The 14,025-nt window shown below is 73.4% G+C and carries 11 protein-coding genes; 7 read left to right on the top strand and 4 right to left on the bottom strand.

Translation table 11 applies throughout. The features are described 5' to 3' along the window. Positions 1–93: 93 nt before the first annotated feature. The 7 genes from glyA (at position 94) to E7744_RS12775 (ending at position 9,604) form a co-directional block, all read left to right on the top strand. Entirely contained in the window at positions 94–1,440 is a 1,347-nt protein-coding gene (glyA, locus tag E7744_RS12805; RefSeq protein WP_137774441.1) for a serine hydroxymethyltransferase, read from the top strand. A 3-nt stretch (positions 1,441–1,443) separates the two neighbouring features. Further along, positions 1,444–2,661 carry a sarcosine oxidase subunit beta family protein gene (locus tag E7744_RS12800; RefSeq protein ID WP_137774440.1) on the top strand — a complete coding sequence of 406 codons (1,218 nt, stop codon included), beginning with the start codon at positions 1,444–1,446 and terminating at the stop codon, positions 2,659–2,661. 18 nt (positions 2,662–2,679) lie between these two features. Next, on the top strand, positions 2,680–3,015 hold the full coding sequence (locus E7744_RS12795; RefSeq protein WP_137774439.1) for a sarcosine oxidase subunit delta: 336 nt from the start codon (positions 2,680–2,682) through the stop codon (positions 3,013–3,015). After that, entirely contained in the window at positions 3,012–5,921 is a 2,910-nt protein-coding gene (locus E7744_RS12790) for a sarcosine oxidase subunit alpha family protein (protein ID WP_137774438.1), read from the top strand. The genes E7744_RS12795 and E7744_RS12790 overlap by 4 nt, the downstream gene beginning before the upstream one ends. Continuing rightward, a complete protein-coding gene (locus E7744_RS12785) occupies positions 5,914–6,594 on the top strand; it encodes a sarcosine oxidase subunit gamma (RefSeq protein ID WP_137774437.1) in 681 nt (226 codons plus the stop codon). Before E7744_RS12790 ends, E7744_RS12785 begins: the two co-directional genes overlap by 8 nt. Continuing rightward, a complete protein-coding gene (locus E7744_RS12780; RefSeq protein WP_137774436.1) occupies positions 6,591–7,985 on the top strand; it encodes an L-serine ammonia-lyase in 1,395 nt (464 codons plus the stop codon). Before E7744_RS12785 ends, E7744_RS12780 begins: the two co-directional genes overlap by 4 nt. Before the next feature lie 206 nt (positions 7,986–8,191). Continuing rightward, complete coding sequence (locus tag E7744_RS12775; protein WP_137774435.1) at positions 8,192–9,604, top strand: aminomethyltransferase family protein; 1,413 nt, start codon at positions 8,192–8,194, stop codon at positions 9,602–9,604. 72 nt (positions 9,605–9,676) lie between these two features. Here the strand turns inward: E7744_RS12775 and E7744_RS16525 are convergent, their stop codons facing one another. From E7744_RS16525 to mftD, 4 genes are all read right to left on the bottom strand, one after another. Continuing rightward, positions 9,677–10,456, bottom strand: coding sequence for an IclR family transcriptional regulator (locus E7744_RS16525; protein WP_137774434.1), 780 nt, complete (start codon positions 10,454–10,456; stop codon positions 9,677–9,679). A gap of 79 nt (positions 10,457–10,535) precedes the next feature. Next, complete coding sequence (locus tag E7744_RS12765; protein ID WP_137774433.1) at positions 10,536–12,077, bottom strand: glycosyltransferase; 1,542 nt, start codon at positions 12,075–12,077, stop codon at positions 10,536–10,538. Beyond that, positions 12,074–12,802: a mycofactocin biosynthesis peptidyl-dipeptidase MftE gene (gene mftE / locus E7744_RS12760; RefSeq protein WP_210417118.1), complete on the bottom strand. Its 729-nt coding sequence runs from the start codon at positions 12,800–12,802 to the stop codon at positions 12,074–12,076. The genes E7744_RS12765 and mftE overlap by 4 nt, the downstream gene beginning before the upstream one ends. Further along, positions 12,799–13,992: a pre-mycofactocin synthase MftD gene (gene mftD, locus E7744_RS12755; RefSeq protein WP_137774432.1), complete on the bottom strand. Its 1,194-nt coding sequence runs from the start codon at positions 13,990–13,992 to the stop codon at positions 12,799–12,801. Before mftD ends, mftE begins: the two co-directional genes overlap by 4 nt. Positions 13,993–14,025 lie beyond the last annotated feature (33 nt).

Genomic DNA, 14,025 nt, shown 5'->3' with positions numbered 1-14,025 from the left:
CTGGTCAGGGGGTTGACGCCCTGTGATCCACATCATACTCTGAGTCGCAGATTGATATATCAGTCTTCGACAACAGATCTACGAGGAGTAACCATGACGCAGTCTGCACTGGGCACCGTGGCCGTTCCGGCGGAGTTGACGCGGTCGCTGGGGGAGCTGGATCCGGAGGTGGCCGGGCTGATCGATGCCGAGCTTGACCGGCAGCGCTCGGGCCTGGAGATGATCGCCTCGGAGAACCACACGGCCGCGGCGGTGATGGCCGCCCAGGGCTCGGTGCTGACGAACAAGTACGCCGAGGGCTACCCGGGCAAGCGGTACTACGGCGGGTGCGAGCACGTGGACGCGATCGAGACGATCGCGATCGAGCGGGCCAAGGCCCTGTTCGGGGCGGGCTTCGCCAACGTCCAGCCGCACTCCGGGGCCCAGGCCAACGCCTCGGTGATGCACGCGCTGATCCGTCCCGGGGACACGGTGCTGGGCCTGGACCTGGCCCACGGCGGGCACCTGACCCACGGGATGCGCCTGAACTTCTCCGGCCGGCTCTACGACATCGTCGCCTACGGGGTGGACGAGGCCACCCACCGGGTGGACATGGACCAGGTCGCCGCCCTGGCCCGGGCGCACCGGCCGAAGCTGATCGTGGCCGGCTGGTCGGCCTACCCCCGCCAGCTGGACTTCGCCGCGTTCCGGGCGATCGCCGACGAGGTCGGGGCGTACCTGATGGTGGACATGGCCCACTTCGCCGGGCTGGTGGCCACCGGGCTGCACCCGAACCCGGTCCCGCACGCCCACGTGGTGACCTCCACCACGCACAAGACCCTGGCCGGCCCGCGCGGGGGGATCATCCTGACCAACGACGCCGAGATCGCCAAGAAGGTCAACTCCGCGGTGTTCCCCGGCCAGCAGGGCGGGCCGCTGGAGCACGTGATCGCCGGCAAGGCGGTCGCGTTCCGGATCGCCGCCGGCCAGGCGTTCGCCGACCGGCAGGCCCGGACCCTGGCCGGGGCGCGGATCCTGGCCGAGCGGCTCACCGCCGAGGACGTGGCCGGGCACGGGATCACCGTGCTGACCGGGGGCACCGACGTGCACCTGGTGCTGGTGGACCTGCGCGACTCGTCCCTGGACGGCCGGCAGGGCGAGGACCTGCTGGCGCAGGTGGAGATCACCATCAACCGCAACGCGGTCCCGTTCGACCCGCGCCCGCCGATGGTCACCTCCGGGCTGCGGATCGGCACCCCGGCCCTGGCCACCCGCGGGTTCGGCGAGGCCGCCTTCACCGAGGTCGCCGAGATCATCGCCGCCACCCTGGTCGCCGGGGCCACCGCCGCCGCCAACGGCACCGAGGTCCCCGACACCGTCCTGGCCGGCCTGCGCGACCGCGTCACCGCCCTGGCCACCACCCACCCCCTGTACCCGAACCTCGACCCGATGGGAGCCTGACCAATGGCTGACCTGCTTCCCGAGCACCCCGACTTCCTCTGGCGCAACCCCGAGCCGAAGTCCAGCTACGACGCCGTCATCGTCGGCGGCGGCGGCCACGGCCTGGCCACCGCCTACTACCTCGCCTCGCGGCACGGCATGACCAACATCGCCATCCTCGAGCGCGGCTGGCTGGCCGGCGGCAACATGGCCCGCAACACCACGATCATCCGCTCGAACTACCTGTGGGACGAGTCCGCGGCCATCTACGAGCACTCCCTCAAGCTGTGGGAGGGCCTGCCGGAGGAACTGGACTACGACTTCCTGTTCTCCCAGCGCGGCGTGATGAACCTGGCCCACACCCTGCAGGACGTGCGCGAGTCCAAGCGCCGCGTCAACGCCAACGTCCTCAACGGCGTGGACGCCGAGTGGCTGGACCCGCAGCAGGTCAAGGAGCTGTGCCCGATCATCAACACCGGGGACGACATCCGCTACCCGGTCATGGGCGCCACCTACCAGCCGCGCGCCGGCATCGCCAAGCACGACCACGTGGCGTGGGCCTTCGCCCGCAAGTGCGACGAGATGGGCGTGGACATCATCCAGAACTGCGAGGTCACCGGCTTCGTCAAGGACGGCAACCGCGTCGTCGGCGTCGAGACCACCCGCGGGCGCATCAACGCCGGCAAGGTGGGCCTGGCCGCGGCCGGCCACTCCTCGGTCCTGGCGGACCTGGCCGGGTTCCGGCTGCCGATCTCCTCGCACCCGCTGCAGGCCCTGGTGTCCGAGCTGTTCGAGCCGGTGCACCCGACCGTGGTGATGTCCAACCACGTGCACGTGTACGTCTCCCAGGCGCACAAGGGCGAGCTGGTCATGGGCGCGGGCATCGACTCCTACAACGGCTACGGCCAGCGCGGCGCGTTCCACGTGGTCGAGGAGCAGCTGGCGGCCGCCGTCGAGCTCTTCCCGATCTTCGCCCGGGCGCACCTGCTGCGGACCTGGGGCGGCATCGTGGACACGACGTTCGACGCGTCCCCGATCGTCTCCACCACCCCGATCGACGAGCTCTACGTCAACTGCGGCTGGGGCACCGGCGGGTTCAAGGGCACCCCCGCCTCCGGATTCACCTTCGCCCACACCATCGCCACCGGTGAGGCCCACCCGCTGAACGCCCCGTTCGCGCTGGACCGCTTCGAGACCGGACACCTCATCGACGAGCACGGCGCCGCCGCCGTGGCCCACTGAGACACCGAGGAGCCACCCATGCTTTCCATCCCCTGCCCCGAGTGCGGGCCGCGCGACGAGATCGAGTTCCACTACGGGGGCCAGGCGCACATCGCCTACCCCGAGGACCCCCACAGCCTGGACGACCGCGGCTGGGCCGAGTACCTGTTCTACCGCGACAACCCGAAGGGCCTGTTCGCCGAGCGGTGGCAGCACTCCGCCGGCTGCCGCAAGTGGTTCAACGCCCTGCGCGACACCTGGACCTACGAGTTCACCGCCACCTACCGCGTCGGCGAACCCCGGCCCGACATCCCCGCGGAGGCGACCCACGCCACCGCCACCAGCCCTTCGAGCCCCAAGGGAGGCACCCTGTGAGCACCGCACGACTCGACGCCGGACGGGCGGTCGGACACTCGATCGACCGCTCCCGCGAGATCACCTTCACCGTGGACGGCCAGCAGTACACCGGCCTGCACGGCGACACCTTGGCCAGTGCCCTCGTGGCCGCCGGCCGCCTCGACTGCGGCCAGTCCATGTACCTGGGCCGCCCGCGGGGCATCCTGGCCGCCGGCGTCGAGGAGCCCAACGCCCTCGCCACCGTCTCCGCCCGCTTCCCCGGCCACGTGGACGAGTCCATGCTCCCGGCCACCACCGTGGAGCTCACCGACGGCCTGGAGGCCACGTACCTCTCCGGGCTCGGCGTCTTGGACCCCCGCAAGGACGAGGCCGTCTACGACCACAAGTACGTCCACACCGACGTGCTGGTCGTCGGCGCCGGCCCGGCCGGCCTGGCCGCCGCCCGCGAGGCCGCCCGCACCGGGGCCCGCACCATGCTGCTGGACGACCAGCCGGCCGCCGGCGGCTCGCTGCTCTCCGGCCGCGGGGAGACCGTGGACGGCGTGGACGCCCTGGACTGGGTGGACTCCGCCCTGTCCGAGGCCCAGGCCGGCGAGGACTTCACCTACCTGCCGCGCACCACCGCCTTCGGCAGCTACGACGCCAACTTCGTCGTCGCCGTGCAGCACCGCACCGACCACCTGCCGGCGCGCGAGCGCCCCGGGGTGTCCCGGCAGCGGATCTGGCACATCCGGGCCCTGCAGGTGGTCCTGGCCACCGGCGCCCACGAGCGCCCGCTCGTGTTCGCCAACAACGACCGCCCGGGCATCATGCTCGCCGGCGCCGTGCGCACCTACCTGAACCGGTACGCCGCGGCGGCCGGGACGAACGTCACGGTGGCCACGACCAACGACAGCGCCTACCAGCTGGTCGAGGACCTCCACGCCGCCGGCGTGGGCGTCGCCGCCGTCGTGGACTCCCGCCCGGAGGCCTCCACCGTGGCCCTCGAGGTCCTGGAGGCCACCGGGGTGCGCGGCATCTTCGGTGCCGCCGTGGTGGACACCGAGGGCGAGGGCCCGGCCGGCCGCGTCAGCGCCGTCACCGTGGCCCCGCTCGACGACGCCGGCCAGCTCGCCGGGGAGACCGAGCGCATCTCCACCGACCTGCTGGCCGTGGCCGGGGGCTTCACCCCGGTGGTGCACCTGCACAGCCAGCGCCAGGGCCGGCTGCGCTGGGACCAGGACATCGCGGCCTTCGTGCCCGCCGCCCCGGTGAAGGACCAGCAGACCGCCGGTTCCCTCAACGGCACCTACACGCTGGCCGGGGTCCTCGCCGAGGGCGCGGCCGCCGGCGGCGAGGCCGCCGGCCGCACCGGGTACTCGGCCGAGGTCCGCGTCCCGCAGGCGCCGGCCGCGGAGTCCGGGCCGGTCCGCCCGCTGTGGCTGGTGCCGGGCCTCGAGGGCGAGGCCCGTGACTGGCGGACCCACTTCGTGGACCTGCAGCGCGACCAGACCGTGGCGGACGTGCTGCGCGCCACGGGCGCCGGGATGCGCTCCGTGGAGCACGTCAAGCGCTACACCTCCATCTCCACGGCCAACGACCAGGGCAAGACCAGCGGCGTGAACGCCATCGGCGTCATCGCCGCCGCCCTGAACGAGCCGGACCTGGGCGAGGTGGGCACCACCACGTTCCGGGCCCCGTTCACGCCGGTCGCCTTCGCGGCCGTGGCCGGCCGCCGTCGCGGTGAGCTGTTCGACCCCGCGCGCGTGACCTCGATCCACCCCTGGCACGTGGCCCACGGTGCGGAGTTCGAGGACGTGGGCCAGTGGAAGCGGCCGTGGTACTACCCGCAGCCGGGCGAGGACATGGACGCGGCCGTGCTGCGCGAGTGCAAGGCCGTGCGCGAGTCGGTCGGCTTCCTGGACGGCACGACCCTGGGCAAGATCGAGATCCGCGGGACGGACGCGGGCGAGTTCCTCAACCGCATCTACACCAACGGCTTCAAGAAGCTCAAGGTCGGCATGGGCCGCTACGGCCTGATGTGCACCCCGGACGGCATGCTCTTCGACGACGGCGTGACCCTGCGCCTGGCCGAGGACCGCTACTTCATGACCACCACCACGGGCGGCGCCGCGAAGGTGCTGGACTGGCTGGAGGAGTGGCACCAGACGGAGTGGCCGGAGCTGGACGTCGTCTTCACCTCGGTGACCGAGCAGTGGAGCACGATCGCCGTCGTGGGGCCGAAGTCCCGCGCCGTCATCGCCAAGCTGGCCCCCGAGCTGGACGTCTCCAACGAGGCGTTCCCGTTCATGGCCTTCCGCGAGACCACGCTGGCCAACGGGACCCCGGCGCGCATCTGCCGGATCTCGTTCTCCGGCGAGCTCGCCTTCGAGGTCAACGTGGAGGCGTTCTACGGGCTCTCCACGTGGGAGGCCGTGGCCGAGGCCGGCGCCGAGTTCGGGATCACCCCGTACGGCACCGAGACCATGCACGTGCTGCGCGCCGAGAAGGGGCTGATCATCATCGGCCAGGACACGGACGGCACCGTCACCCCGCAGGACGCCGGCATGGAGTGGGCCGTCTCGACGGTCAAGGACTTCGTGGGCAAGCGCTCCTACTCCCGCCCGTACTCGGCCCGTCCGGACCGCCGCCACCTCGTGGGCGTGCTGCCGGTGGACCGCACCACGCGGCTCGAGGAGGGCGCCCAGCTGGTCGCCGCCGAGACCGCGATCACGCCCGAGGCGGGACCGGTGCCGATGATCGGCCACGTGACCTCGTCCTACCACTCGGCCGCCCTGGGCCGGACGTTCGGGCTGGCGCTCGTGGACAACGGGCGCAACCGGCTCGGCGAGATCGTGAAGTCGCCGTTCGGCGACGGCACGGTCGACGTCGAGATCACTTCCCCCATCCTGTTTGACCCCGAAGGGAGCCGTCGTGATGGCTGAGAACACCCTGACCGCTGAGAAGGTGCAGACCACGCGGGACGCCACGCCGGCTCCTGCCCCCCGCGGCGCGGCCACCGGCCGCCGCCAGTCCCCGGCGGCCCACCTGGCCGCCGAGATGGCGGGCCTGGGCGAGCGCTCCGAGGGCGCCGTGGCGCTGCAGGAACTCGCGTTCGCCGTCCAGGCCGGCCTGCGGGCCCGGCCGGGCACGCCGTCCGCCGAGGCCCTGGAGAAGGTGCTCGGGCTGCCGCTGCCCACCGGCGTCGGCCAGGTCTCGGGCGACCCGCTCGGCCAGCACGTGGTGTGGATGTCCCCGGACGAGTTCCTCGCCGTGGACGTCTCCCGCGAGCAGGCCCCCGGGGACACCGACGCCCTGGAGCAGGCCCTCGAGGGGCTGCCGGGCCAGGCCGTGGACCTGTCCGCCAACCGCACCATCCTCGAGCTGACGGGCCCGCGGGCCCGCCAGGTCCTGGAGAAGGGCTGCCACGTGGACCTGCACCCGCGGGCCTTCGCGGTCGGCACGGCCGTCGTCACCCAGCTCGGCCCGGTGCCGGTGGTCCTGCACCGCTACGCCGAGGGTGGATTCCGCGTCTACCCCCGTGCGTCCTTCGCGGACTACCTCGTACGCTGGATCCTGGACGCGAGCGAGGAGTACTGCCACGAGGAGGTCCTGTGACCCTGAGCGTTCTTGACCTGTTCTCCATCGGTCTGGGGCCGTCGTCGTCCCACACCGTCGGGCCCATGCGCGCAGCGCGGATGTTCACGCGGGGGCTGGACGAGTCCGGCCTGCTGCCGGAGGTCACCCGGGTGAAGGCCGAGCTGTTCGGCTCCCTGGGGGCCACCGGCATCGGGCACGGCTCGGACGCCGCCGTCGTGCTGGGGCTGGCGGGCCACGACCCGGAGACGGTCGACGCCGAGGCGGCGCCGCGGATCGTGGTCGAGGCCATCGACTCCGGCCGGCTCCGCCTCGGCGGGACGCACGAGGTGGCGTTCGACAAGGACGCCGACGTGGTGCTCCACCGGCGCAAGTCCCTGCCGGCGCACCCGAACGGCATGCGCATCGCCGCCCTCGGGGCGGACGGTGCCGTGCTGGCCGAGCAGGAGTACTACTCCGTGGGCGGCGGCTTCGTGGTGACGGCCGAGGACCTGGCCGACCCCGAGCCCGCCGCCCCGGAGGCGCCCGAGCCGTACCCCTTCGGCAGCGGCGCCGAGCTGCTGCAGCAGTGCCGCGCGCACGGGCTGTCCGTGGCCGAGGTGATGCACGCCAACGAGCTCACCCGGCACAGCGCCGAGGAGATCCGGACGGCGCTGCTGACCGTCTGGGACGTCATGAGGGAGTGCGTGGAGCGCGGCTGCAGCCGCACGGAGGAGACGCTGCCCGGCGGGCTGCAGGCCCGCCGGCGGGCGCCGGGGCTGCGCCGCCGGCTCGAGGAGCAGGAGGCGGCCGGGGACGACAAGGACGCCCTGTGGGCCATGGAGTGGGTCAACCTGTACGCCCTGGCCGTCAACGAGGAGAACGCCTCGGGCGGCCGGGTGGTCACCGCCCCCACCAACGGGGCGGCCGGGATCATCCCGGCGGTGCTGCACTACTTCGACCGGTTCCGGGACTGCGACGACGACGCGGTGGTGGAGTTCCTGCTCACCGCCGGGGCGATCGGCACGCTGTTCAAGCGCAACGCCTCCATCTCCGGCGCCGAGGTGGGCTGCCAGGGCGAGGTCGGCTCGGCCTGCTCCATGGCGGCCGGCGCCCTGTGCGCCGTCCTCGGGGGCACCCCGGAGCAGGTGGAGAACGCCGCCGAGATCGGCCTGGAGCACAACCTGGGCCTGACCTGCGACCCGATCGCCGGTCTCGTCCAGATCCCGTGCATCGAGCGCAACGCCATCGCCTCGGTGAAGGCCATCAACGCCGCGCGGCTCGCGCTGGCGGGGGACGGCAGCCACCGGGTGACGCTGGACGAGGCGATCAAGACCATGCGGGACACCGGCCGGGACATGAAGACCAAGTACAAGGAGACCTCGCGCGGCGGCCTGGCCGTCAACGTGGCGGTGAACCTGCCGGAGTGCTGAGCCCGTCCGACGGCCGCCCACGGTTCCCCCGGGACCGTGGGCGGCCGTCGGCGTTCCCGGGCCGTTCCCAGACCGTTCCCGACCCCCTCCCGATCGCTCCCGGCCGGCGAAGGACTGTTGCGTGGATCACACCCCAATACCTATGCTCAGAGGTATTGGCGGTGCGGCGATCGCGGTCGCCCGCCGGACGACCCGAGGAGACAGTCATGGCGGAGAAGAAGACCCTGCAGGACGTGCTGGACGCGGCGGGCAACCCCGTGGAGCTCATGCGCAACGCGAGGACGGGCGCATACGTCTATCCCGTGGTGGCCCCCGAGTTCACCAACTGGCGGGACGAGGTGGCGGCCTGGCGGCACGCCGCCGTCATGTTCGACCAGAGCCACCACATGGACAACCTCATCATCCGCGGCAGGGACGCCCACCGGCTGCTCTCCCGCGTGGCGATCAACTCGCTCGAGGACTTCCCCGTGGACCGGGCCAAGCAGATCGTGCCCGTCACCCCCGCCGGGTACGTCATCGGCGACGGCATCCTCTTCCACGACGAGGAGGAGCAGTACACCTACGTCGGCCGCGCGCCCGTCACCGACTGGATCACCTTCCACGCCGAGACCGGCGGCTACGACGTGGAGCTCACCGTGGACCGGCGCTCGCCCTCCCGCCCCATGGGCAAGGCCGTCACGCGCGAGTTCTGGCGGCTGCAGATCCAGGGCCCGCGCGCCTGGGACGTGATCGAGAAGGTCAACGGCGGCCCGGTGGAGAAGCTGAAGTTCTTCCACATGAGCACGATGGACGTGGGCGGCACGCCCGTGCGCACCCTGCGCCACGGCATGGCCGGCGCCCCCGGGCTGGAGCTGTGGGGTCCCTACGCGGACTACGACCGCGTGCGCGAGGTGTTCATGGAGGCCGGCGAGGAGTTCGGGCTGACCGCCGTGGGCGCCCGCGCCTACTCCTCGAACACCCTGGAGTCCGGCTGGATCCCCTCGCCGCTGCCGGCCATCTACTCCGGCGACGGCATGCTCGCCGACTACCGGGCGTGGCTGGGCGCGGACTCCTACGAGGCCAACAACACCATCGCGGGCTCGTTCGTCTCGGCGGACATCGAGGACTACTACACCACCCCGTTCGAGCTGGGCTACGGGAACTTCATCAAGGGCGACCACGACTTCATCGGCCGCGAGGCCCTGGAGGCGATGGACCGCTCGGCGCAGCGCCACAAGGTCACCCTCGCGTGGGACGACGAGGACATGGCCCGCATCCACGCCTCCATGTACGGCAAGGACGAGCTGCCCTACAAGTTCTTCGACCTGCCCAACGCCAACTACGGGTCCTCCAACTTCGACGCCGTGGTGGACGAGTCCGGGAGGGTCGTGGGCCTGTCCATGTTCACCGGCTACTCCTACAACGAGCGCACCGCGCTCTCGCTGGCCGTGGTGGACCCGGACGTGAGGGTGGGGGACCGGCTGCGCGTCGTCTGGGGGGAGCCCGACGGCGGCTCGGGCAAGACCACGGTGGAGCGGCACCGCCAGACCGAGGTCGGCGTGACGGTCTCCCCGGTGCCCTACTCCTCCGAGGTGCGCGAGAACTACGAGGGCTCCTGGCGCAAGGTCGGCCAGGTCTGACCCCACCCACGCCCGGCGCGACGGCGGCCCCCGCGATCGGATCGCGGGGGCCGCCGTCGTTCCCGGGTGCCCTCAGGCCGCGCGCTGCCGTTCCGGGGCGGGTCCGTCCGGACCGTTGAGTGCCGCCGAGACCCTCCGCGCCGTGGTGGTCAGGGGCGGGATGAGCTGGTGCGAGGTGAACCGGTCCTTGGGGGCGGTGATGCCGATGGCGGCCACGGCCTGGCCGTGCGGGCCGGTCACCGGGGCGGCCAGCGCGATCACCCCCGTGGCGATCTGGTCGTACGCCACGGCCACGCCGCGCTGCCGGACCTCCGCGAGGAGTTGCCGCAGCCGTCCGGGATCGGTCTCGGTGGCGGCGGAGTAGGCGGTCAGCGGCTGCTGCAGCACCCGGTCCAGCTGTTCCGGCGGGGCCGCGGCGAGCAGCACCCGGCCGGTCGCCGTGGCGTGCATGGGCCACCGCCCGCCGAACCGGCTCTCCACCTTGGCGCCGTCCGGGGCCAGCATGGACTCCAGGTAGAGGATGTCGCGCTCCAGGGACACCGAGAGGTGGACGTTCGTCCGGGTCGCATGGTGCAGGCCGTGCAGGTAGGGGTGGGCGAGCTGCCGCAGGCGCAGGCGGTGGCCGGCCAGGGACCCGAGCTCCAGGACCTTCAGCCCGATGGCGTACTCGCCGTCGGGCTGGCGGTGCAGCGCGCCCCACTCCACCAGCTCGCCCACCAGGCGGTGGGCCGTCGGCAGGGTCAGGCCCGCACGGCGGGCGATCGAACTGAGGGACAGGCTGTCGTGCCGGTCGTTGAACGTGTCCAGGATGGCCAGCACCCGGCCGGCCGCAGTGGGCTTCGAAGATGCCACGGGAGGACTCCTCTGCTGTGACGTGAGTCACCTCAGTCTACTGATGGGGCCCCTATGCGCATAGGTATTTTGCCGCTGATCACCCTCGACGTGCCCGCCCGCCGCCGGCCCACTGCGGACGCAACGGCGCCGAGGTGCGGTACACGAGGCATCCGCCCAGGACGCCCGCCGCGAAGGCGGCGTCCTCCGCGGCGCGCAGGGGCAGGGCGGCCAGCGCGGTGAGCCCGGCCCGGAGCCCGGCACCCCGGCCGGCGCGCCGGTGGACGGCGAGGGCGGCGTCCACGACGAGGCCGCGCACCAGCAGGCGGCGGGCCGCGGGGAACCGCGGGGCCGCCAGCAGCAGGACGGGCAGCCAGTATCGGGTGGCCAGTTGCGCGGTCTGGCCGAGGTTGGCCACCAACCCCGCCCGCGCCAGCCGGCGGGCGGTCCCGGCCAGGCCGGGCAGGGGGACGGGCGCCCCGGCCGTGCCCCCGGACGCCGGGTCCGCGGCGCCCGGGAGGGCGAGGCGCAGCCGCCGCTCCGCCTGCGCAGCCGCCAGGAACACCGTGGCCAGCAGCACCGGCCAGGGTGCCGCGAGGGCCGCGGCCACGGCCAGGCCGGTGGCCGTGTACCGCGCCGGCGCCAGGAGCCCGGGGTGCCTCCGGGCGAGCGCAGCCGAGCTGTAGCCGTAGCCGGCGTGCTGCCGCCACCACCGCCACACGTCCTCGCGCGTTCCGTGGCCGGCCCGCAGCCCCGGCACGTACCGCACCCGCCAGCCGCTGCCCGCCAGGCGCCAGACGAGGTCCACGTCCTCGCCCACCCGCAACCGGCCATCGAAGCCCCTCCCCAGGGCCTCCGTGCGACACACCCAGCAGGCGGAGGGGACATAGGTGAGCGGACGCCCCGGCCCGACGAGGCCCGCCCGGCGGCCCAGGTCCAGGGGAGCCACGTGGCCCTCGTACCAGGACAGCGGACCGGGCCGCCCCTCGGTCTCGCCCCGCATGATCCGTGGCGCGGCCACGGCCAGGACCGGGTCGGCGAACTCCGCGAGCAACCGTTCCAGCGTGACGGCCTGCACGGTGACGTCCGAGTCGACGAAGGCGACGAACGGGGTCCGCACCGCCCGGAGCCCGGCATTGCGTGCCCCGGCGGGCCCGTGCTGGACGGGCAGCTCGAGCAACCGCGCGCCGTGGCGCCGGGCGACCTCGCGGATGGGGGCCGGGTCCGACGAGGCGTCGTCCACCACGAGGACGCGGGGTCGCCGGGATGGGCGGGGACCTCCCGCCGACCGGTCCGGGGCGGCCGTCACGGACAGTCCCGTCAGCAGCCGGTCCAGTCCCGCCGGCCGGTCGCGGACGGGGACCACCACGGTGAGCGCCTCGAGCCCGGGCAGGCCGGCCGCTGCGGGGCCGGGGTCGGACACGGCCAGCCCCAGGTCCATGAGCCGGACGGCCACCGCGGCCGTGCGGGGACCGTCCACGACCAGGACCTCGCCGTCGGGGAGGCTGCCCTGTGACGGGACCCGGGCCACCGCGGGCCGCTGGGTGGACTCGAGCAGTCCGGCGCCGTGGCGCCGGGCGGTCATGCGCAGGCGGAACCCCGGTGGGAGGGTGGCGGCGTGGCCGGTCGGCGGGGCGGTCACCGCAGGCGTCCGTCCGCGTCCCGGCGTCCCGCGGCCAAGCGGTCCGCCACCGCCTCGCAGAGCTGCGCGAACAGCCGCGCGCCCTCCGGGGCCGTGGCGCCGACGGGGTCGCCGAGGACTCCCGAGGGCGAGACGGCCCGGACCCCGCCGTCCACCAGGGCCGGGAGGATCCGCTCCAGGGGAGCGGTGCAGCCGGCTTGGGCGAGGTCCATCCGCACGGTCCGTGGTGCCAGGTGCAGCATCAGGCTGGTCTCGGTGTGCCCGGCGTGGGCGTCGGCGCGCGGGAGCTCCACCCCGGTCCACGCGGCGTCGCGGCCCTCGGACGCCAGCAACCGGCATGCCGCCCCGAGGGCCGGCGCGTTGCCGCCGTGGCCGGTGATGAAGCGCACCCGGGGCACCCACCGGCTGGCCGAGCGGACGAGCTCGACGAGGTATCCGGCCAGTTGCTGGTGGCCGATCGAGACGGTGCCCGGGAAGTCCTCGTGCTCGCCCGAGGCGCCGAAGGGCACCAGGGGACCGACCACCCAGTCGCGGTCCGCGGAGCGGGACCCGGCCAACCACCGGCAGACCCCCTCGGCGATGACCCCGTCCGTGCCCAGCGGCAGGTGCGGTCCGTGCTGCTCCACCGAGCCCAGCGGCACCACGAGCGTCCTCGTGCCCCCGGCGTCCGGTGACCGCAGCGAGGCCAGGGCGGCCCCCTCGGAGGCCCCGGGAGTGGTGGTCACAGGCTCAGCTGGAAGTCCCGCGGCACCACGAGGTGCTCCGGGCCCAACTCGTGGACGGACTGCACCCCGAGTCCCGTCAGGGCCGCCACGACCCCACCGTGCAGCAGGTCCAGCACGTTCTCGACCCCGGCCTGGCCGTTCGCCGCGAGACCCCACAGGTAGGCGCGGCCGATCATCACGGCCCGGGCCCCGAGGGCGACGGCCTTGACCACGTCGGAGCCGCGGCGGACCCCGCCGTCGAGCAGGACCTCCACCTGGTCGCCGACGGCCTCGGCGATCCCGGCCAGCAGGCGGATGGTCGCCGGGGCGCCGTCGAGGTTGTTGCCCCCGTGGTTGGAGACCGAGATGGCGGTGGCGCCGGCGTCGACGGCCTTCCGGGCCTCGTCGATGCGGGTGACGCCCTTGACCATCACGGGCCCGTCCCAGGTGCCGATGACCCAGGAGATGTCCTGCCAGGTGGGCGGCGGGGTGGACATCCACTCCCCGTACGCCCCGAAGAAGGTCGGGCCCCGGTCCCCGGGGCTGACGAGGTTCGGGACGGTCAGGTCCGGGACCCCGCCGCTCGCGAGGAACGACAGCAGCCACTGTGGCCGGGTGACCACGGAGGGCGCGAGCCGGAGGGCCGCGCGCAGGTCCACCTTCTCCGGGATCTCCGGACTGCCCCAGTCGCGGCCGTTGGAGAAGGACCAGTCGGTGGTGAGGATCAGGCCCCGGACGCCGGCGGCCCGAGCCCGCTCCATCCTGCGCAGCATGCTGTCCCGGGTCCCTGTCCAGTACATCTGGAAGAACGTGTCCGGGTTCGCCGCGACCACGTCCTCGATGGGCTTGCTCGCGAAGGAGCTCAGTCCCATCGCGACGCCGTGCCGGTGGGCGGCACGGGCCACGGCGACCTCGCCCTCGGGATGGACGGCCTGGACGCCGGTGGGGGAGATCATCACGGGCATGGACATCGGCACCCCCATGACCGAGGTGGCCAGGTCGTGGTCCCGCGTCTGCCCGACCGTGCGCGGCCGCAGCCCGAGGTCCGAGAACGCCTCGACGTTGGAGCGGACGGTGACGCCGGCCTCGGACCCGGCGATGAGGGCCGAGTACACCGGCTCCGGCAGCCGCCGGCGTGCCCGGCGCTGGGCTTCGCTCACGGTCTCGAACCATGGGTTCCTCGCCCACGGGTTGCTGATCAGCGCGGACATCGGTGCTCCTGGGGTCTGGGGGTGGGTGGAGGA

It is taken from the genome of Citricoccus sp. SGAir0253 (assembly GCF_005877055.1).
Classification (GTDB): Bacteria; Actinomycetota; Actinomycetes; order Actinomycetales; family Micrococcaceae; genus Citricoccus.
This window is presented reverse-complemented; position numbering and strand designations above follow the sequence as displayed.